Annotated in this window: 16 protein-coding genes; 6 read left to right on the top strand and 10 right to left on the bottom strand. The window is 68.1% G+C overall.

Going from position 1 to position 20,933, the window contains the following annotated elements:
* Positions 1-62: 62 nt before the first annotated feature.
* The 9 genes from K3M67_RS12510 to dapA form a co-directional block, all read right to left on the bottom strand.
* Positions 63-1,298, bottom strand: coding sequence for a TCR/Tet family MFS transporter (locus K3M67_RS12510; RefSeq protein ID WP_066859600.1), 1,236 nt, complete (start codon positions 1,296-1,298; stop codon positions 63-65).
* A 480-nt stretch (positions 1,299-1,778) separates the two neighbouring features.
* Positions 1,779-2,423, bottom strand: a complete 645-nt coding sequence (locus K3M67_RS12505; protein ID WP_285831618.1) for a hypothetical protein — start codon at positions 2,421-2,423, stop codon at positions 1,779-1,781.
* A gap of 61 nt (positions 2,424-2,484) precedes the next feature.
* Positions 2,485-3,276, bottom strand: coding sequence for a transglutaminase-like domain-containing protein (locus K3M67_RS12500; protein ID WP_066859598.1), 792 nt, complete (start codon positions 3,274-3,276; stop codon positions 2,485-2,487).
* Positions 3,277-3,579: 303 nt separating this feature from the next.
* Positions 3,580-4,653, bottom strand: a complete 1,074-nt coding sequence (gene recA / locus K3M67_RS12495) for a recombinase RecA (RefSeq protein WP_066859597.1) — start codon at positions 4,651-4,653, stop codon at positions 3,580-3,582.
* Positions 4,654-5,146: 493 nt separating this feature from the next.
* On the bottom strand, positions 5,147-5,503 hold the full coding sequence (locus K3M67_RS12490) for a response regulator (RefSeq protein WP_066859596.1): 357 nt from the start codon (positions 5,501-5,503) through the stop codon (positions 5,147-5,149).
* A 132-nt stretch (positions 5,504-5,635) separates the two neighbouring features.
* Positions 5,636-8,062: a hybrid sensor histidine kinase/response regulator gene (locus K3M67_RS12485; RefSeq protein ID WP_066859595.1), complete on the bottom strand. Its 2,427-nt coding sequence runs from the start codon at positions 8,060-8,062 to the stop codon at positions 5,636-5,638.
* Between the two features lie 45 nt (positions 8,063-8,107).
* Positions 8,108-8,701 carry a DUF2062 domain-containing protein gene (locus tag K3M67_RS12480; RefSeq protein ID WP_066859594.1) on the bottom strand — a complete coding sequence of 198 codons (594 nt, stop codon included), beginning with the start codon at positions 8,699-8,701 and terminating at the stop codon, positions 8,108-8,110.
* Positions 8,701-9,183, bottom strand: coding sequence for an SsrA-binding protein SmpB (gene smpB, locus K3M67_RS12475; RefSeq protein WP_066859592.1), 483 nt, complete (start codon positions 9,181-9,183; stop codon positions 8,701-8,703). Before smpB ends, K3M67_RS12480 begins: the two co-directional genes overlap by 1 nt.
* A gap of 42 nt (positions 9,184-9,225) precedes the next feature.
* Positions 9,226-10,104 carry a 4-hydroxy-tetrahydrodipicolinate synthase gene (gene dapA / locus K3M67_RS12470; RefSeq protein WP_066859591.1) on the bottom strand — a complete coding sequence of 293 codons (879 nt, stop codon included), beginning with the start codon at positions 10,102-10,104 and terminating at the stop codon, positions 9,226-9,228.
* A gap of 99 nt (positions 10,105-10,203) precedes the next feature.
* On the opposite strand from dapA, the gene K3M67_RS12465 reads away from it, so the two are divergent.
* Together K3M67_RS12465 and greB are read left to right on the top strand one after the other, a co-directional pair.
* Positions 10,204-12,291 (top strand): lytic transglycosylase domain-containing protein, encoded by a 2,088-nt coding sequence (locus tag K3M67_RS12465; protein ID WP_285831617.1) that lies wholly within the window; start codon positions 10,204-10,206, stop codon positions 12,289-12,291.
* Positions 12,292-12,371: 80 nt separating this feature from the next.
* Positions 12,372-12,857: a transcription elongation factor GreB gene (gene greB / locus K3M67_RS12460; protein WP_285831616.1), complete on the top strand. Its 486-nt coding sequence runs from the start codon at positions 12,372-12,374 to the stop codon at positions 12,855-12,857.
* A gap of 166 nt (positions 12,858-13,023) precedes the next feature.
* On the opposite strand, the gene K3M67_RS12455 is transcribed toward greB, so the two are convergent.
* Positions 13,024-13,893 (bottom strand): LysR family transcriptional regulator, encoded by an 870-nt coding sequence (locus tag K3M67_RS12455; RefSeq protein ID WP_285831615.1) that lies wholly within the window; start codon positions 13,891-13,893, stop codon positions 13,024-13,026.
* A 104-nt stretch (positions 13,894-13,997) separates the two neighbouring features.
* On the opposite strand from K3M67_RS12455, the gene bla reads away from it, so the two are divergent.
* The 4 genes from bla to K3M67_RS12435 all read left to right on the top strand — a co-directional run bounded on the left by bla (position 13,998) and on the right by K3M67_RS12435 (position 20,888).
* Complete coding sequence (gene bla, locus K3M67_RS12450) at positions 13,998-14,885, top strand: subclass B3 metallo-beta-lactamase (protein ID WP_285831614.1); 888 nt, start codon at positions 13,998-14,000, stop codon at positions 14,883-14,885.
* A gap of 75 nt (positions 14,886-14,960) precedes the next feature.
* Complete coding sequence (locus K3M67_RS12445) at positions 14,961-15,797, top strand: ImuA family protein (RefSeq protein ID WP_285831613.1); 837 nt, start codon at positions 14,961-14,963, stop codon at positions 15,795-15,797.
* Complete coding sequence (locus K3M67_RS12440; RefSeq protein ID WP_285832940.1) at positions 15,679-17,292, top strand: Y-family DNA polymerase; 1,614 nt, start codon at positions 15,679-15,681, stop codon at positions 17,290-17,292. Before K3M67_RS12445 ends, K3M67_RS12440 begins: the two co-directional genes overlap by 119 nt.
* Positions 17,289-20,888, top strand: coding sequence for an error-prone DNA polymerase (locus K3M67_RS12435; protein ID WP_285831612.1), 3,600 nt, complete (start codon positions 17,289-17,291; stop codon positions 20,886-20,888). The genes K3M67_RS12440 and K3M67_RS12435 overlap by 4 nt, the downstream gene beginning before the upstream one ends.
* The last annotated feature ends 45 nt before the right edge of the window (positions 20,889-20,933 follow it).

The following is a 20,933-nucleotide window of genomic DNA, read 5'->3' as shown; positions in this document are numbered from 1 at the left end:
GCGGTGGAAGGGATTCGCGCCCGGTTAGTCGCCCTGTCCCGATATGTCCAGTTCTCCCCGCCTCATGGGCGCGCGGGGGCATCCTCGTCACGGCTGGCGGCCCGGCCGAGCAGCGCCGCGCCGGCCAGGACCAGCGCCGCGATCAGAAAGGCGCTGCCGATGAAAGGCAGCAGCGGACGGGCGCCGACCGAGGCGGAATAGACAGCGCCGAAGAAGAGCGGCGAGACGATGCCCGCGATCGCGCCCACGCTGTTGTTCGCGCCCTGGAGCTGTCCCTGTTCGCTTTCGGAGACGCGCCGCGTCATCAGCGACTGGATCGTCGGCATGGCGAGGCCCCAGAGCGCATTGGGGAACATGGCGGCGACGAACAGTCCGCCGGTCGGCGCCAGCCCCATGGCGGCGACGCCGATCGCCCCGAAGGCGAGGCCGATGACCATGGTGCTGTGGTCGCCCAGCCGCTTCACCACCGGGCCGACCAGCGCCCCCTGCACGCCCATGTCCATCAGGCCTACGAGTGCCAGCAGCGTGCCGACCTGCCACGCGCCCCAGCCATAGCGGTCGCCGGCATAGAGGACGAACACGGCCGAGAAGAGATGATGAGCGAAATAGAGGAGAAAATTGACGAGCGCGAGGCTGGAGAGTTCGGGGTGGGAGCGCAGCAGCCGCAGCGCGCCGAACGGGTTGGCGCGGCGCCAGCTGAAGGCCATGCGCTTTTCCGCCGGCAGGGATTCGGGCAGGATGGCGAGGCCGTAGAGGAAGGCAAGGCCGGAAAGGCCCGCCGCCGCCCAGAAGGGCGCGCGGAGGGAAATTTCCCCGAGCACCCCGCCCAGCAGCGGCCCGGCGACGAAACCGGCGCTGAACGCCGCGCCGATCAGCCCATAGCCGCGCGCCCGGCCCTGCGGCGGGGTGATGTCGGCCATATAGGCGAAGGCGGAGGTGAAGCTGGACGAGGTGACGCCCGCCAGGATGCGGCCGAGCGCCAGCCACCAGAGATTGGGCGCGAGCGCCATCAGCACATAATCGAGCGCGAGGCCCGCGACCGAGATCAGGATCACCGGCCGTCGCCCGAACCGATCGGACAGCGAGCCGATGACGGGCGAGCAGAGAAACTGCATCCCCGCCCAGAGCGCGACGAACAGCCCGTTCCACAGGCCGGCGCTGGTGCTGGAGCCGGACAATGTCTCGATCAGCTGCGGCAGCACCGGAATGACGATGCCCATGGACATCACGTCGAGCAGCGCCGTCACCAGGATGAAGGCGATCGCGGCGGTGCGACGGGGCAAGGGCGGTGCGGACATGGCGGTGGCGCTATCGCGACGGGAAGGGGTTGCCAAGAGGCACGCCGCCGAAGTTCACACTGTCGTCGGGCCTTGTCGGCCCATGGCGGCGGGAAGGCGCTCGCGAAGCGCCCGCCACGCGACGGCAGCGCGGCGACAGTGACGCTGCGGTCACGCGTCGATGATGCGACGGGATGAAAGGGACTGGGAGGCGCGATGGCTAGTCATCCGACAGGATGGATCAGAGAAAATCCGCATCGGACGAATGTTCGACTGTTCGTGGGGTGGCCGGTGGGTCTGGCTCAGCGCAATGTCGCAACAGTTCACGGCGCTGGGATTAACTGGCTGCGCGAACACGTGTCGTCGCCTTTCGCCTAAACGGGAGGGGATAGGCAAAGCCGCCCTTCCGCTCCCACCCATCCCCTGCATTCCGGCTCCTGCTGGCGATGGCCGGGCCGTGATCGCCTGGACCAGCAGGAAGGCGGCGCGTCCTACCTGAGATCAGTGTAGCGCTACGTCGCGGCTGATGTAGACCTGCGCGACGCGGCCGTCCCTCATCGTGCAGGTGAAGCGGCGGGTGGTGCCGTCGGTCGCGCGATAGCTGGCGCGGGTTTCGATCTCGCCGTCGATATTGGTGGCGCCGTCCTGGGAGGTGCGGGGCTGATCCATGCTGCGGATCTCGGCATAGCCACCGTTCTGGCCCTGGGCTTCGTCGCGCGCGGCGACGGCGCAGGCGTCGGTCATCGCATCGTCCTGCGCGTTGGCGCTGGCCACGTCGGAGAAGTCGGCGTCGTCGCGGATCGGGGCATCGGGGGGCAGCGTGCCAGTGCGGGCATCGGCGCCATAGTCGGTGTCGGGGCTGCGCGGCGGCGCGTCATATTCGCCGCCGGTGCGGGGATCGCGGATCTTCTTGTTTTTGGAGATGGAGGAGGCGACGATCGCGACCGCGCCCACCAGTGCCGCGACCCCGATCGCATCGCCAAGGCCGAAACCGTCGCCGCGGTGGCGGTGGTGCCGGTCCCAGCCGCCGTTCCAGCCCCGGTCGTAGCCGTAGCGTGGCCGAGCGTCGGCCGCGCCGATGCTGCCGACGAGCAGGCCCGCGCTCACCAGCGCTCCGGTCATCCAGCGTGCCTTGGTCCCGATCATGTCCGTTCCTCCTGCGACGATATGAGGCATAGCCGTGTCCGGCTGTCCGTCGGCTGAACGGTCAGCCGGGATCGGCCACGCGGCTGACGCGGATCGACTGGGCATTCATCTGCGCGCCGCCGAAGATGGTCATGAAGGCGATGTCGGTGGCGTCGCGCCCGACGGCGATGCGGACCATGGTTTCGACCGGCGCGAGGCGGGTGGCATCGACCATGTGCCAGGCGCCGTCGAGCCATACCTCCACCACGGCGTGGAAATCGGGCGGGTCGAGATCAAGCGCATAGACCGACACGAGCCGCGCGGGAATGTCGCGCGATCGGATCAGCGCGGCGGTGAGGTGGGCGAAGTCGCGGCAGACCCCCTGCTGCGCCACGAACGTGTCGGCGGCGGTGGTGGCGATACCCGAACTGCCCGGCACATAGGCGATATTCTCATGCACCCAGTTGAGCAGCGCGTCGACCAGCGCGCCCCCCTCCAGATTGGCGAAATGGCCGCTGACGAAGCTGCCGAAGCGGTCGGCCTCGCAATAGCGGCTCGGCCAGATGAAGGGCAGCACATCCTCCGGCAGGCTGGGCAGCGGGCTTTTGGAGAGGCTGGCCAGGTCGACGGGCGCGCGATCGACATCCACGGTGGCGCGATAGGTGCTGAGCATCCGGCCGGTGCCCGTGCGGGTCCAGGTCCGGCGGCCGACGCCGCTGCCGCCGACCTTGTTGGTGAGGGGGCCGGCATTGTCGATGATGTGGGTCTGTTCGATCACCCGCTGGTCGGGCAGGGCGGCCGCCTCCACCGCGAGCAGCACGTCGCTGGGTTCGGCAAAGTCATAGTCGAGAATCGCTTCGATCGCGAGGCGCATGATATGGGGTCCGGACTGGAGCGCGGGGCGATTCGTCCCGTCGCATAAGCATCGTGGGCGCGCAGGCCCGGCGCAAGCGCTTCGGGCTTGGCGAGCGAGAAAGTGCGGGGCTTCGGCGGGCTTGGCCAGAGCAAGGCGATGGGGCGAGAGGCACGGCGTGGCGCGTGCGGCGGGTTATACGGCGGACGGTAAAAGGCCCGCCGCGCAGCGTGGCGCGACGGGCCTTTTCAGTGCGTGATGCGCAAGGCGGGCGAACCCGGCGAACCGCGCCCCGGTTGATCCGGCCAGGGCGCCTGTCCGCGCTTATTCGCCATCATCCTCCGCATCGGGTCCGGTCATCATCCCTTCGGCGACCTGCTCGGTCTTGCCGCGGATCGCCTTTTCCAGACGCTCCGCCATTTCGGGATGTTCCTTGAGATAGGTCTTGGCATTTTCGCGACCCTGGCCGATGCGGACCGAGTCATAGGAGAACCAGGCGCCCGACTTCTCGACGATCCCGGCTTTCACGCCGAGGTCGAGAATCTCGCCGATCTTGGAAATCCCCTCGCCATACATGATGTCGAATTCGACCTGCTTGAAGGGCGGGGCGACCTTGTTCTTGACCACCTTCACCCGGGTCGCGTTGCCGACGATGTCGTCGCGATCCTTGATCTGGCCGGTGCGGCGGATGTCGAGGCGGACCGAGGCGTAGAATTTGAGCGCGTTGCCGCCGGTCGTGGTTTCCGGATTGCCGTACATCACGCCGATCTTCATGCGTACCTGGTTGATGAAGATCACCATGCATTTGGACCGCGAGATCGAACCGGTCAGCTTGCGCAGCGCCTGGGACATGAGGCGCGCCTGGAGGCCGACATGGCTGTCGCCCATCTCGCCCTCGATTTCGGCGCGGGGGACCAGCGCGGCGACCGAGTCCACCACCAGCACGTCGATGGCGTTGGAACGGACCAGCGTGTCGACGATTTCCAGCGCCTGTTCGCCGGTGTCGGGCTGCGACACGATCAGTTCGTCGATGTCGACGCCCAGCTTCCTGGCATAGACGGGGTCGAGCGCATGTTCGGCGTCGACGAAGGCCGCAGTGCCGCCATTCTTCTGCGCCTCCGCAATGGCGTGCAGGGCGAGCGTGGTCTTGCCCGAACTTTCCGGGCCATAGACTTCGATGATGCGGCCCTTGGGCAGGCCGCCGATGCCGAGCGCGATGTCGAGGCCGAGCGAGCCGGTCGAGATCGCCTCAATCTCCAGCTTTTCCCGGCTGCCCAGCTTCATGGCCGAGCCCTTGCCGAAGGCGCGATCGATCTGGGCGAGCGCCGCCTCCAATGCTTTCTGTCTGTCCATTGTCCCCGTCTTCTTGGAATCGATGAGTTGGAGCATTGCGGTCATCGGCCTATCCCCTGTCAAGCGGATCGCGTCGAGTCTTCGGCGCCTTGGCGATGATGTATCCTGTTTGTTCCGGTAGAACAAGAGGGGAACGGAAATTTCCTATCCGTTCCGGTTTCCGGTTCGTGGCGGCACCCTAGCAGGCTGCGCGGGAGGGGCTACCTCTTCTTTGCGAAGGGGCGCGGGCGTTGGGGCGGTCGGCTCTCTGGAATGACGGACAGGGTGGCTAGCGGACGTCTGCCTTTCCTGCGTTTCCACCACCAATAGACCGCAGCCGTTAGAGCAGCAAAGATCGCCATGCGCAGCGGCAGTTCATCGGTAACGAAGCGGGAAAAACCGCGCGTATAAATGAGATAGCCGAAAAGCCCGACATGAACCGCTATGACATATCGATAGTACGATAGGAACGATCCGTTCGTCATTCGTGATGCTTAGCATCAACGCGCTGGCGTCTGCTAGTGGTCGCCACCCGACCGTCCGGTCGCGGGCCTGAGCCTTACGCCCCCAGCACCTTGCCCAGCGCGCGTTCGACGGCGCCGATGGTGAAGGGCTTGGCGAGGGTCGGGCGGTCGGCGTAGCCGGTGGGCAGGTCGTCGGCCATGCCGCCGGTGGCGAAGATGAAGGGGATGTCGGCCTGCGCCAATATGTCCGCGACGGGCCAGCTCTTTTCGCCCTGGAGGTTGCAGTCGAGCAGGGCGGCGTCGAAGCCGCCCTCGCGCGCATGGGCGCAGGCTTCGTCGACGGTGGCGGCGAGCGCGTGCAGCCGGTAGCCCAATGTGTCGAGATAATCCTCCAGCATCATGCCGATCATCGCCTCATCTTCGACGATGAGGATGGATTTTGCGTCCGACATGCCCTGTTTCCCTGTCTGTCCAGACGACTCGCTAACCCATTGCCAGGCGCTTGCCCAGCCCCTTCACCTTGATCCGGAGCAAGAAGCCCGTCCCGGACCGGCGCAATCGGCGGCCCGCGAGCGCCTGCGGCCTCATTCCGCCGGGGCGGGGCGCATGGCGAGGGCGTCGCGGGCGGCTTCGGCGAGTTGGCTGACGGAGAAGGGCTTGGGCAGGAAGGCGACATGGGCGATGTCGATCGACTTGCGCAGTTGTTCCTCGGCATAGCCCGACATGAACAGCACCGGCAGCAGCGGATGGGTCCGCCGCGCCTGCGTCACCATGGCGGGACCGTCCATGTTCGGCATGACCACGTCGGAAATGAGCAGGTCGATGCCGTCATGGGTGGCCAGCACCTCCAGCCCCTGTTCGCCGTCATTGGCGGTCAGCACCTTGTAGCCCTGCCTCGCCAGCGCGCGTTCGGCGACGGCGCGGACCATGTCCTCGTCCTCCACCAGCAGGATGGTACCGGTGCCCCAGGTTTCGGCCCGGCGGGCGGGCGTCTGGGCGGGGACGACATGGTCGGCGTCGGCGCCGGCATAGACCGGCAGGTAGATGACGAAGCTGGCGCCGCGCCCCAGTTCGGATTCGGCGAAGATATAGCCGCCCGACTGCTTGACGATGCCATAGACGGTCGAGAGGCCGAGGCCCGTGCCCTTGCCCAGTTCCTTGGTCGTGAAAAAGGGTTCGAAGATCTTAGACAAGATGTCGGGCGGGATGCCGAGGCCCGTGTCGGAGACGCGCAGCGCGGTATAGTCGCCCACCGGCAAGATCTGCTGCCGCATCTCGCGCACTTTGGAAGCGGGCACGGCATAGGTCTGGATATTGAGCGTGCCGCCTTCGGGCATGGCGTCGCGGGCGTTGACCGCGAGGTTGACGATCACCTGTTCGAGCTGGCCGGGATCGGCGCGCACGGCGCCCAGATTGCGGCCATGGCTGACCTCCAGCCGCACATTTTCGCCCAGCAGCCGTTTCAGCAGGTTGGACACGTCGGACACGATGTCGGGCAGTTGCAGGATCTGCGGACGCAGCGTCTGCTGGCGCGAGAAGGCGAGCAGCTGGCGGGTCAGGCCGGCGGCGCGGTTGCTGTTCGACTTGACCTGCTGGATATCGTCATAGTCGCTGTCGCCCGGCGTATGGCGCATCAGCATCAGGTCGCAATGGCCGATGATGGCGGTCAGGATATTGTTGAAGTCATGGGCGACGCCGCCGGCGAGCTGGCCGATCGCCTGCATCTTTGTCGCCTGCGCGACCTGGCGCTTGAGCTTGCTCTCCTCGCTATTGTCCTTGAGGCTGAGCAGCACCGCCGCTTCGCCCAGGCCGCGCACGCCGGCCAGGCTGAGCGCGATCGGCTCGTCGGGCTGTTCGCGCATCCGCACCGCGATGTCGCCCGACATTTGCGGGCCGACGGCGAAGCGGCGCACCGCGTCGGCTACCGCCGCCTGGTCCTCGCGCACGACGAGGTCACCGGGATAGCTGGGCTTGGTGCCCGACTTGAGACCGGAAGCGCGGGCGAACGCCTTGTTGACGAACAGGATGCGACCGTCCCGGTCCGCCATGGCGAGGCCGAAAGGCAGCAGCGAGAGCAGGGTTTCGATATAGGAGAGGGCGGAGGTGCCCCCGCCGCCCGCCGGCTCGTCGATCAGCAGCAGCAGCATCGGGCCGTCCTGCGCCGAAGTCTGCGCGCCGCCGGGCTGGCTGGCGCGGCGCAGCGGCACCTGGAGCAGGCGCAGCGGCAGCCCGCCATTTTCCTCGCGCGCCAGGAACAGCCGGCCCTTGTCGTCCACCCGCATGTGCGCGGCGAAATCCCGGCCGGTGATATTGGCGTCGATCCGGCCCGCCGCACGGAGCATGAAGGCGCCGTTGGCGGCGCGGATGCGGCCTTCGCCGCCGATCATCACGGCCATGATGCCCGCTTCGCCCAGTTGCCGCCCGGCCTCCCCGGTCAGGAAGCGGTGGACATCGTCCAGCGCGCTCGGCTGGCGGACGGGGGTGAAGCGCCAGAGCAGATAATCCTCCGACCGGCCGGTGCGGGCGATGTCGACGTCGAGCCGCATCGCGCCCAGCGTCATGCCCTCCAGCTTCGCATCGCCATCGCGCCAGGCGGCGCGGGCGGTGTCGGACAGGCTTTCGGTCAGGACGGCGTCGCCCGTGACGCCCGGCGGGGTCGGATAGCCGGGGAACCATTCGCCGAACAGATCGCTGGCGCAGACCAGCCGGCCGGCGCGGTCGGTGACAGCGATCGCGATGTTGGAGGCGTCGGCCGCCGCGCGGGCCACGGTCCAGTCCGGTGTCGCCTCCCGATCAGACAGCGGCGCCGGGTTGAGGCGGTGGTACCAGCTCATCAGCGCGGCGATGGTGAGGATGCTCGCGGCGAAGCCCGCGGCCAGCGGCGCGCTACCCGCCGCGTAGAAGACGAGGCCGGCCGACAGCAGCGCCGCGCCGATCAGCAGCGGCAGCGCGAAGGGCGAGGCCGGTTTCGCCAGCCACGCTTCGTCATCCTTTTTCAGCCGTGCGGCCATGGCCGGCCAACCCCCTGCATCGCTTCGGAACCAAAACCCCCGGCGTCAGACGCTGGCGGCCTCCTCCAATGCGCTGCTTTTGTGGACCTTGCCAATCCTCAATTTGCGCGCCTGCCATTTGCGGCCCATGCGGCGGCGCCAGAACCAGTCGGCGGCGACATGGCCGATGATCGCGCTGACGAGCGAAATCAGGAAGAGACCCAGCAGCATGGCGGGGGCGGCCTCGGAAAAGAGCCAGGCGCACCAGTCGCTGAGGGAGGCGTGCTTGTCGACCAACGCCATGAAGCCGGAGGCGTCGGCGCTGCGCCCCAATATCCAGTTGCCGAGCCATACCGACGCCATGAGGATCAGGGGCGTGGTCGCCGGGTTGGAAAGGAAGGTCATCGCCGCCGCGACCGGGATATTGGCGCGAAAGGGCAGGGCGAAGAGCGCCGCGCCCGCGATCTGCACGCCGGGGATCAGCAGGAAGATGCCGACGAACAGGCCCAGCGCCACGCCGCGCGGAACCGAGCGGCGGGTGAAGCGCCAGAGCGAGGGTTCGAGCACGCGATGGGCGACGGGGGCGAGAACCCGGCTCTGTTCCAGCGACTCGCGGGTGGGCGCGTTGGCGTGCCACCAGCGGGTGAGCCTGTTATCCATCAGCCATGCGCCTTCATGATGCGCTGCTGATCGCGCTTCCAGTCGCGTTCCTTGATCGTCTCGCGCTTGTCATGGGTCTTCTTGCCCTTGGCCAGAGCCAGCTCGACCTTCACCTTGCCGCGGCTGTTGAAATAGAGCGCCAGCGGCACCAGCGTCATGCCCTTGCGTTCGACCGCGCCGTGCATCCGGGCGATTTCCCGCTCGTGCAGCAGCAGCTTGCGGGGGCGCTTGGATTCATGGTTGAAGCGGTTGCCATGGCTGAATTCGGGGATGTTGCTGTTGACGAGCCACACCTGATCGCCCTTCACCTCGGCATAGCTTTCGGCGATATTGCCTTCGCCGAAGCGCAGCGACTTCACTTCGGTGCCCTGCAACGCGATGCCGGCCTCGAACACATCCTCCAGGAAATATTCGAACTTGGCGCGCCGGTTCTCGGCGACGATCTTCTTCTTGTCGAAGGTTTCTGGGCGGGGGCGGGCCATGATGGTCTAATTGCTCACTTCATATATAGGGCGCCGCCCCGATCAAACCAGACCCGCGATCTCCAGCGCGCGATCGACCGCCGCACGGCTCGATTCCGACGGCCAGGTGATCGGCAGGCGGACATCGCCGGGCATGTCGGGACGGACGCGCGTGAGTGCATATTTGACCGGGCCGGGTGAAGAATCGCTGAACAGGGCGTCATGCAGGGGGTAGAGACGATCCTGGAGCGCCAAGGCACCATCCCAGTCGCCGCCGGCGATCGCCGCCTGGAACTCCGCGCACAGGCGCGGGGCCACATTGGCGGTGACGCTGATGCATCCTTTGCCACCCATCGCATTGAAGCCCAGCGCCGTTTCGTCATTGCCCGACAACTGGCAGAAGTCGGGGCGGCAGGCCAAGCGCTGCGCGGTGACCCGCCCGAGATTTCCGGTGGCGTCCTTGATGCCGACGACGGTCTGATACTCCTCCGACAGGCGGTGGATCACCGGCACGCCGATGTCGGTGATGGTGCGGCTGGGCACATTGTAGAGGAGGATGGGCAGGTCGCAGCGCTCCGCCAGATAGGCGAAGTGGCGATAGACGCCCTCCTGATTCGGCTTGTTGTAATAGGGGGCGACCACCAGCGCGGCGTTGGCGCCGGCGGCCTGGGCGGCGTACATATGCTCCAGCGCGATTCGCGTGTCGTTGGAGCCGCAGCCCGCGATCACCGGCACGCGGCCGGCCGCCTGGTCGACGCAGATGGCGATGACGCGATTATGCTCCTCCACCGTCATCGTCGCGCTTTCGCCGGTGGTGCCGCAGGGCACGAGCGCGCTCGATCCTTCCGCGATCTGCCAGTCGACGAAGGCGCGGAAGGCCGCTTCATCCACGGCGCCATCGCGAAACGGGGTGATCAGAGCCGGAATCGAGCCCGAAAACATGATAAAACTCCTTCAAATCTCCGGGCGGCCGGGGCATGATCGGTGAAGCGGCGCGCTATAGCGCGTCATTCAGGGCCTGATAAGGATGCAAATGCGATTATGTCCAGCATGTGCGCCTCTCCCCATGTCGAAAGTTACCTGATCCGGATGCCGATTATTGCCTTGTTGCTGATGACCGCCGGTGCGGGTGCGCAGACAGAAGGGCCGATCCCGGCGACCGCCCCCGCGTCTCCGGGCGGCGCGATGGTGCAGCCTGTGCCGCCCGAATATGGCCAGCCCGCGCAGTGGAACCAGGTACAGGCGCGAATCGGGCAGCCGAGCGACGGCAGCATCGCGAGCACGATCAGCCAGTGGCGCGCGTTGCAGCAGAGCGACGGGCTGGGCGCGGCGACCTATGCCAGCTTCATCCTGGCCAATCCCGGCTGGCCGGGCGAGGACCGGATGCGGCGGCTGGCCGAGACCGGGATCAGCGCCGAAACCGTCGGCCCGGCGCAGGTGGCGGCCTTTTTCGCGCGCTTCCCGGCGCGCAGCGCGACCGGCCATGCCCGCAACGCGATGGCGCTGATGCAACTGGGGCGGATGGACGAGGCACGGGTCGCCGCGCGCACCGCCTGGATCGGCGGGCCGCTGAACGTCGCGGACGAGGCGCGGCTGCTTTCGCTGTTCGGCTCCGGCCTGACGAGTGCCGACCATGACCAGCGCGCCGATGCGCTGCTGTGGGCCAATGACATCAACGGCGCGATGCGGATGATCGCCTATGTCAGCCCGGCGCGGCGGACGGTGTTCCAGGCGCGGATCGCGCTGCGGCGCAAGGCGCCCGACGCGATCGCGCTGATGCAGGCGGCCGAACCGGCCGGTGCCAGCGATGCGGGCTTCGTCGCCGACAAGGCGATCTGGATGCGCGATACCGGCAACTGGGTGGGCGCGCGCCAATATCTGGCGAACCGCCCGGCGCTGACCTATCGCCCGGCCAATGCCGAGAAATATTATGAGGTGCTGCTGAACCAGGCGCGGGCCGCGGCGAACGACAGCCAGTGGAGCTTCGCCTATGGCATCGCCAGCCGGATCGACGATGCGGTTCCGCCCGGCGTCTCGCTGAGCGAGCAGCCGATCGGCGTGCGCGACGATTATACCAGCCTCGCCTGGCTGGCGGGCACGACCGCCTTCTACAATCTCAATCGCCCGACCGACGCGGTGACGATGTTCCGCCGCTATGCCGATGCGGCCAAGTCGCCCCAGACCCGGTCCAAGGGCTATTATTGGGCCGGCCGCGCCGCGCTCCAGGCCGGGGACGCGGCCAGCGCCAACAGCTATTTCACCCAGGCCGGCGTCTATCCCGACCAGTTTTACGGCCAGCTGGCGCTGGAGCGGCTGGGCCGGCCGATTCCCGCCCCCGCCACGGTCGAGCGGCCGGTGCCGATCTCCGCGGCGGAGCGCGCCGCCTTCGACAGCAGGTCGGTCGTGCGCGCGGTCAAAGCGCTGGGTCAGATGGGCTATTGGGGCGAGCAGAGCAAGTTCGTGCGCGCCATCGCCAACAATGCCGACAGCGACACCGACCATTATCTGGCCGCCGAACTGGCCCAGCATATCGGTCGCACCGACATGAGCGTGATGGTGGGCCGGCGCGCGGTGTCGAGCGGCCTGACCGGCTATGGCACCAGCGCCTTCCCGCGCGTGCCGGTGCCGCCGACGGCGCAATATAACTGGACCATGGTCCATGCGATCGCGCGGCAGGAAAGCCAGTTCGACAAGCAGATCGTCAGCCATGCCGGCGCGCGCGGCTTGATGCAGCTGATGCCCGGCACAGCGCGCGAGCAGGCGGGCAAGCTGGGCCTGGGCTACAACCCGTCCTCGCTCGACGATCCCAGCTACAACATCATGCTGGGGTCGGGCTATTTCCAGCGGATGCTGGACTATTATGGCGGCAGCTATCCGCTGGCGGTGGCGGCGTACAATGCCGGGCCGGGCAATGTGAACAAGTGGATCGCCGCCAATGGCGACCCGCGCATCGCCGGGGCAGACATGCTGCGCTGGATCGAGCAGATCCCGATCTTCGAGACGCGCAACTATGTGCAGCGCGTGCTGGAAAATGCGGTGGTCTATGAGGCGATGAACCCGGAGCGGGCGAAGTTCCGGGGGACGAGCGCGGTGCTGAGCCGCTATCTGGGCAAGCCTACGCCCGGTTGAGCCATGGCGCCGCCGCGCCCCACGTCATCCCGGCGCACGTCCGGGATGACGGAAGGGATGCCGGGCGTTAAAGCAGCGGGATGACCACCCCCTATCCCAATTACATCACCCCCGAAGGCTTTGCGAAGCTGCGCGCCGACTATGACCATCTGCTGGGGGTCGAGCGGCCGGCGATCGTGGAGGTGGTGAGCTGGGCGGCGGGCAATGGCGACCGCAGCGAGAATGGCGACTATCTCTATGGCCGCAAGCGGATGCGGGAGATAGACGGCCAGTTGAAGCGCCTGTCGAAGAAGATGAAGGACGCCAAGGTCGTCGACCCCCGGCAGCAGCCCGACAAGGACCGGGTCTATTTCGGCGCGACCGTGACCATCGCCGACGAGGACGACAATCATCGCACCGTGACGATCGTGGGCAATGACGAGACCGATGTCGATGCGGGACGGATCGGCTGGGGATCGCCGATGGCGCGCGCCCTGCGCGGGGCGGCGGTGGGCGATCTGCGCCGCGTCAGGCTGCCGGCGGGCGAGAAGGAGTATGAGGTGATGGCGATCACCTATCCGGGGTGAGCAGCGGGACGGTCCTGCTGGCGCGCACGATTCTGGACAGCGAGTTGGACAGTTGTGGCGATCGCGCGCTTTTCATGCCTCGACGGCATCAATTGGGCGTATTCGTGATTTTTCATCACGGATGGCGTGGCGGGGTCGTCGGAAGCGGGAGCCTTTCCGCGAACCATCAGCGCCCCGCGGCGGCGAGAAGCCAGTGGCGAAAGTCGGCCATGGCCGGGCTGTCGGGGCGGGACATGAGCCGGGTGAGCCAATAGCCGCCCAGATCGACCGAGGCGGCGAAGGGCTGGACCAGCCACCCGCTGTGCAGGTCGCCCGCGAACAGGGCGGGCGGGGCAAGCGCGACGCCGAGACCGCGCAACGCCGCCTGCACCATCAGGATCGAACTGTCGAATACCGGCCCGCGCAGCGGCGGGCAGGGCACGCCGGCGGCGGCGAACCAGCGCGGCCATTCGTCGGCGCGGTAGGAGCGCAGCAGGGTTTCGCGGGCAAGGGCGGCGGGATCGGGCAGGCGCGCCGCGACTTCGGGCGTGCAGAGCGGGGTGAGCGGCGCGCGCAGGATCGGGTCGGCATGGGTGCCGTGCCAGGCGCCGTCGCCGAAGCGGATGGCGAGGTCCAGCCCTTCGCCCGCCAGATCGACGCGGTTGTTGTTGGTCATGATCCGCAGGTCGACATGCGGGCAGGCGCGGGCGAAATCCTCCAGCCGGTCGAGCAGCCAGCCGCCGGCGAAGGTGCCGACGACGCCGAGATTCAATATCTCGCTCGGGCGGCCACCCTCGATCCGGCCCAGGGTCGCGCCGATCCGGTCGAGCGCGTCGGCCATGACCGGGAGCAGGGCGCGGCCCTCGTCCGTCAGCATGAGGCCACGCGGCAGGCGGCGGAAGAGCGGGGCGCCGAGCCGCGCCTCCAGCTGCGCCACCTGCTGGCTGACCGCGCCCTGGCTGACGCAGAGTTCGATCGCGGCTTTCGTGAAGTTGAGGTGCCGTGCCGCCGCTTCGAAGGCGCGCAGGGCGTTCAGGGGCAATTGGGCGCGGTCCATAGAGCTACAGACATAAGCCAGGCTAATGGCTCTGTCGAGAAATCATGCTTTGTCGTTGAGGCCACTGCACGGCAGCTTTTCCTTCATACCAAGGAGGAGGCGAAATGATGCGGAATATGGCGGTGCTGACTATTAGTCTGGCTGGGATGATGGCGATGGGCGCGGGCAAGCCGGACGATCCGCTGACGCGTCCGATCGCGCCCGATTCGGCGAAGCGCTGGCTGGCGCCGCAGCCGCCGGTGCGGCTCCATGGGAAGACCTATCTGGTCGGCTTTGGTGGGCTGAACGTGGCGCTGATCCGCACCGGCGCGGGGCTGATCCTGATCGACGGCGCGGTGCCGCAGGCGGTGGGAGATATCGAGGCGAAGATCCGCCAGCTCGGCTTTTCGATCAGGCAGGTGAAGCTGATCCTCAGCACCGAACCGCATTTCGACCATGCCGGCGGCATTGCCGCGCTGGCGCGGGACAGCGGTGCGACCGTGATCGCCAGCGCGCCCGCCGCCACCGTGCTGCGGCAGGGTGGGGGCGATCCCGAAGACCCGCAGGCAGCCTGGCTGGAGCGGTTTCCGGGCGTCAAGACATTGCGGACGGTGCGCGACGGCGAGGTTACCCGGCTGGGCGACGTCGCCGTCACCGCCCATGCGACGCCGGGCCATACGCTGGGCAGCATGAGCTGGAGCTGGAACAGCTGCGAGGGGAAGGATTGCCGGACGATCGTCTTCGCCGCCAGCCTCAATCCGATCGCGGCCGACGGCTGGCGCTTTGCCGATCCGGCGCATCGGCGCTTCGTCGATGCCTTCCGCACCAGCTTCGGGCGGGTGAAGGCGATGCCCTGCGACATGCTGATCGCCTCGCATCCGCGCGATGGCAATGCCGATCGGCTGGCCAGGCTGGCGCGGGCGCGCACGCCCAACCCCTTCGTCGATCCCGGCGCCTGCCGCGACTATGTGGCCCGCGCGGAAGCGGCACTAGAGAAGAAATTGCAGGAGTAACAGGCGCGGGCGTTCAGGCCCGCATTGACTTGTGCCGTTCCTGTGGACGATAAGAACATAACAGGAACAAATATCATGAGCGAGTCGCTGCACAGCCTCGCCGCCTTGAAGCGGCATATCGCATCGCTGGACCGCGCGCCAGCGGCGCAGCCCTGCGCCCGCTTTCCAAGCGGGCATGACGGGCTGGACGCGGCGCTGGGCGGCGGCCTGCCGCGCGGGCGGCTGCATGAACTGTTCGGGGAGAACGCGGACGCGGCGGCGGCGGCCGGCCTGTCCCTGCTCTGGTGCGGGCAGGCGAGTGGCGACGCCCCCCTGTTGTGGCTGCGCACCGTGGCGGCGGGGAAGGCGGGGGGGCATCCCTATGGACCGGGCCTCGCCGCGCTGGGGATCGACCCCGACCGGCTGCTGCTCGGTGTCATGGCGGACGAGGCGATGCTGCTGCGCGCGGCGGTGGATGCGCTGCGCTGTCCGTCGCTGGGTGCGTTGCTGATCGAATTGCGGGGGCGGGCGCCCCTGCTCGACCTGACCGCTAGTCGGCGGCTGGCGTTGGCGGCGGAGGGATCGGGCGTCACGGCGCTGGTGCTGCGCATCGATGCCGAGCCGGCGCCGAGCGCGGCCGAAACGCGCTGGCGGGTGGCCGCCGCGCCCTCTGCGCCCCTGCCCGGCAATGCGCCGGGCCAGACCAGCTTCGCCCTCACCCTGCTGCGCCGCCGGGCGGGGACGGACGGGCAGGCATGGCGGCTGATATGGGACAGGGAGCGGGGGATATTCGGAGACGCGGGCGATGAACGCCATGATGCAGAACAGCGAAGCGGCGACGCCGGTGCGGCGTTATCTGGCGCTCAGCTTCCCCTTCCTGCCGATCGACCGGCTGCGGATCATGCGGCCCGATCTGTGGGCGGTCGGGGCTGACGGGGCGGACGGAGATGGGCCGGCCATCGTCGTGGAGGCGGTGCGCGGGGCGATGCGGCTGGCGGCGGTCGATGCCGACGGGCTGACGATCGGCCTGACGCCGGGGATGATGCTGGCGGATGCGCGGGCGCGTGAGCCGGACCTGCGCGTTTTCGATGCCGATCCCCATGCCGATCAGGACTGGCTGGAACGGCTGTGCGACGGCTGCGCCCGCTACACACCCAATGCCGCGCCCGACGGCGCCGACGGGCTGATGCTGGACATCAGCGGCTGCGGCCATTTGTGGGGCGGGGAGGAGGCGCTCGCCGCCGAGGCGGCGGCGCGGCTGGCGCGGCATGGGCTGCGCGTGCGCCACGCCATCGCGGGAAGCCCGGAGGCCGCCCATGCGCTTGCCCGCTTTCCCGGCCCGCCCGCGCCCGACGAGGATGCCGCCGTGCGCCGCCTGCCGGTGGAGGCGCTGGGGCTGGAGGCGGACAGTGCGGTGGCGCTGCGCCGGGCGGGTCTGCGCACGGTGGGCGACCTTGCGGCCCGGCCTGCCGCGGGGCTCGCCGCGCGGTTCGGCGAAGCGGCGGTCGACGCGCTGCACGCGCTGCTGGGGATGGGGCATCGCCCGCTCAGTCCCCGCCGTCCGCGCCCCGCCGTCCGCATCGACCGCCGCTTTGCCGAACCGCTGGGCAGCACCGCCTATGCGCTCAAGATCCTGGAGGAGATGGCCGCCGAGGCGGGCGAGCGGCTGGCCGAACGCGGCGAGGGCGGGCGGCGGTTCGAGGCGGTCTTCTTCCGCAGCGACGGCCTCGCCTTCCCGTTGCGGGTCGAGACCAGCCTGCCGGTGCGCGACGCGCCCGCCATCCTGCGGCTGATGCGCGAGCGGATCGACGCGCTGTCCGACCCGATCGATCCGGGCTTCGGCTTTGACATGCTGCGCCTCACCGTACCGCAGGCGGAGAGGCTGGCGCCCACGCAACTGGCGCTGGAAGGGGGAGAGGCGCGGCGCGAGGATAGCGTGGCCGCGCTGGTCGACCGGCTGTCGATCCGCGCCGGACGCGCGCGCATCCAGCGGCTTGCGGCCAGCGACAGCCATATTCCCGAACAGGCGCAACTCGCGCTGCCGGCGGTGGAAAGCCGCGCGCCGGAAAATTGGCCAAAAAGCCGGGAGGTGGCGGGCGATCCGGGCGATCCGCCGATGCGCCCGCTCCACCTGTTCGACCCGCCCCAGCCGATCGAGGTGGTGGCGCAGGTGCCCGACGGCCCGCCGCATCGCTTCCGCTGGCGGCGCACGCTGCACGACATCATCCGCTTCGAGGGCCCGGAACGGATCGCGCCCGAATGGTGGAAAGCGAAGGATGGCGCGATCGAAGGAGAAAGCAGTGGCCGCACCCGCGATTATTATCGCGTCGAGGATGCGCGCGGGCGGCGCTACTGGATCTTCCGCCACGGGTTGTATGGGGCGGAGGAGGCGCATCCGGGCTGGTATATCCACGGCCTGTTCGCATGAGCGGCGAGACGGGACATCGGCGTAAGGGCTATCCCGACCCGACAAAGCCCGAATCGATCGACCGGCGCGAATGGAACGCGATCGAGGCGGCGCGGGAAAAGGCGAAGGGCGAGCGGCCCCATCTCCCATCGCGGCAAGCCGCGCCGCCCTTTGCCGAACTGGTGGCGGCGACCAACTTTTCCTTCCTGCGCGGCGCATCGCATGGCGCCGAGATGGTCGCGCGGGCGATGGAACTGGGCCTGGCCGGCATCGGCATTGCCGACCGTAACACGGTGGCGGGGGTGGTGCGGGCGTGGAAGGCGAGACGGGATGCGCCGGTGCGAGCGCGGGCGGCATTGCTGGAAGAAAAGAAGGAGAGGGGCGAGGCGCTCGAATTGACGGCGGAAGAGGAGGCCGCCTGCCAGATGGATCTGCGGGTCGTGGCCGGCGCACGGCTGGTCTTCTCCGATGGGACGCCCGATATCGTCGCCTATCCTGCGACCCGGCGCGGCTGGGGCGAACTCACCAAATTGCTGACGGTCGGCAATCTGCGATCGGTGAAGGGCGATTGCATTCTATATTATGAGGATCTGACCGCCTATCTGGACGATCTGCTGCTGATCGTGATGCCCCGTTCCACGGCGACGCCGCAGCAGGCGCATGACAATCCGGTCGAGTATGAACATGAGGATCGCGCCCATGGCGAGGCGATCCGGCAGGGGCATCTGAGCTTGGTCCCGCCGCCGCGTCCCGACGATCTGGAAGCGTTGCTGGCCCGCCTGTCGCGGCTTGCGCCGGACCGGGTCTGGCTGGGGGCGGCGCTGCGGCGCGACGGGCGCGATGCGCGGCGGCTGGCCGACTTCATGGCGCTGGGCGCGCGCACGGGGGTGCCGTTGCTCGCCACCATGGATGCGCTCTATGCCAGCCCGGCGCAGCGGCCGTTACAGGATGTGCTCAGTTGCATCCGCGAGGGCGTGACCCTGGCGGGGGCGGGGCGGCGGCTGGAAGCCAATGCCGAGCGGCATGTCCATGACCCCGCAGAAATGGCGCGCCTGTTCCGCGCCTGCCCGGACGCCGTGGCGCAAAGCATCACGTTGCTGTCGCGGGTCCATTTCGATCTCGGGCAGTTGCGCTACGAATATCCGCACGAGCCGGTGCCCGAAGGCTGGACCGCGCAGCAATGGCTGGAAGAACTGACGATCAGCGCCGCCCATGCCCGCTACGGGCCGCGCATCCCCCCTGCGGTGCGCAGGCTGCTGGACGAGGAGTTCCGGCTGATCGGCGCGCGCAACTATGCCTATTATTTCCTGACCGTCCACGACATCGTCGCCTTCGCCCGGATGCAGGGAATATTGTGCCAGGGGCGGGGGTCGGCGGCCAATTCGATGGTCTGTTTCCTGCTGGGCGTCACGTCGGTCGATCCGCAACGCCATGACCTGCTCTTTTCCCGCTTCGTGTCGGAGGAGCGGGATGAACCGCCCGACATCGACGTCGATTTCGAACATGAGCGGCGCGAGGAGGTGATGCAATATATCTATGAGCGTTACGGCCGCCATCGCGCCGGTATTGCGGCGACCGTCATCCATTACCGGTCGCGCAGCGCCATCCGGGAGGTGGCCAAGGTGGTGGGCCTGTCGGAGGATGTCGTCACCCGCCTGTCCGGCACCATCTGGGGCAGCTATTCGCGCGACATGAACGAAAAGCGTGTCGGCGAGGCCGGCTTCGCGCTCGACAATCCACAGATGGTGCAGCTGCGCGCGCTGGTCGGCCAGCTGCTCGACGCGCCCTTCCCCCGGCACCTGTCGCAGCATGTCGGCGGCTTCGTGCTGACGCAGAACCGGCTGGACGAGACGGTGCCGCTGCACCATGCCGCCATGGCCGACCGCAGCTTCATCGAGTGGGACAAGGACGATATCGACGCGCTGGGCCTGATGAAGGTCGACATATTGGCGCTCGGCATGTTGACCTGCATCCGCAAGGCGTTCGACCTGATGCGCGAGCAGGGGCTGGGCGACCATCAGCTGGCGGTGGACCTGGAGTCCGGGGATGCGGCCGTCTACGACATGCTGTGCAAGGGAGACAGCATCGGCGTGTTCCAGGTGGAGAGCCGGGCGCAGATCAACATGCTGCCGCGCCTGAAGCCCCGCACCCTCTACGACCTGACGGTGCAGGTCGCGATCGTGCGGCCCGGTCCGATCGAGGGCGACATGGTGCATCCCTATCTGCGCCGGCGCTGCGGCGAGGAGAAGATCGACTATCCCTCGCCCGGCCCCGGCCATGGTCCGGCGGACGAATTGAAGCAGCTGCTGGGCAAGACTTTCGGCGTGCCGCTGTTCCAAGAGCAGGCGATGAAGCTGGCGATCATAGCGGCGGAATTTTCCGATGCCGAAGCCAACCAGCTACGCCGCGCCATGGCGACCTTCCGCAATCTGGGCACCATCCATCATTTTCGCGAGAAGCTGATCAGCGGCATGACCAGGCGCGGCTATACGGAGGAATTCGCCGCGCGCTGCTTCAAGCAGATCGAGGGCTTCGGCAGCTATGGCTTTCCCGAAAGCCATGCGCTCTCCTTCGCGCGGCTGGTCTATGTGTCGGCCTGGATCAAGTGCCACCAGCCGGCGGTCTTCGCCTGCGCGCTGCTCAATTCGCAGCCGATGGGCTTCTACGCGCCCGCGCAGCTGGTGCGCGACGCGCGTGAGCATGGCGTCGCCGTCCATGATGTCGATGTGAATATGAGCGCGTGGGACAATGGGCTGGAGCCGCTGCTGCGGTTGCGGCGGCGCGAGCGGGGAGAAGGAACCGGGCGGGCGCTGGCGCTTCGGTTGGGCTTTCGCCAGGTCGACGGGTTTCGCGAAAGCTGGGCGGAGCAGCTGGTGGCGGCGCGCGCGGACGGCGGGCTGTTCACCAGCATCGAGGATCTGGCGCGGCGGGCGGGTTTGCCGGCGCGGGCGCTGCGGCTGCTGGCCGATGCCGACGCCTGCCGGTCGCTGGGACAGGACCGGCGCACGGCGCTATGGGAGGCGCGGCGCACGCCGTCGGACGAGCTGCCGCTGTTCGCGGCGGCGCGGGTGCGGGACGGGGAGGCGCGCGAACTGGGCGCGGAGCCGGACGCGCAGCTTCCCGCCATGCCCGTCGCCGAGCAGGTGGCGACCGACTATGCCGTCACCCGCCTGTCGCTGAAGGGCCATCCGATGCAGTTTCTGCGCCCGGTCTTCGCCGCCGAGGGCGTGATGAGTTGCGCGCAGGCGAGTGCCGCGAAAAATGGCGCGCGCGCGAAGGTGGCGGGCGTGGTGCTGGTGCGGCAGCGGCCCGGCAAGGGCAATGCGGTTTTCATCACCATCGAGGATGAGACCGGCATCACCAACATCCTGCTGTGGGCGCGGCTGTTCGAAATGCAGCGCCGTCCCGTCATGGCCAGCCGGCTGATGCTGGTGGAAGGCGAGATCCAGCGCAGCAAGGAGGGCGTCGTCCATCTGATGGCGACCCGCGTGCATGATCGCAGCGGGGAATTGAACCGGCTGATGCAGCCGGAAGCCCAGGACTCCCGTCCGCACCCGCGCGCCGCCAGCCATCCGCGCAACGTGCGGATCTTGCCCGGATCGCGGGATTTCCATTGAAAGGCAGGCAGTTGCCGTCTTGCTGGCGTCATGCAAGGAGCATAG

It is taken from the genome of Sphingobium sp. V4, assembly GCF_029590555.1.
Lineage (GTDB): Bacteria > Pseudomonadota > Alphaproteobacteria > Sphingomonadales > Sphingomonadaceae > Sphingobium.
This window is presented reverse-complemented; position numbering and strand designations above follow the sequence as displayed.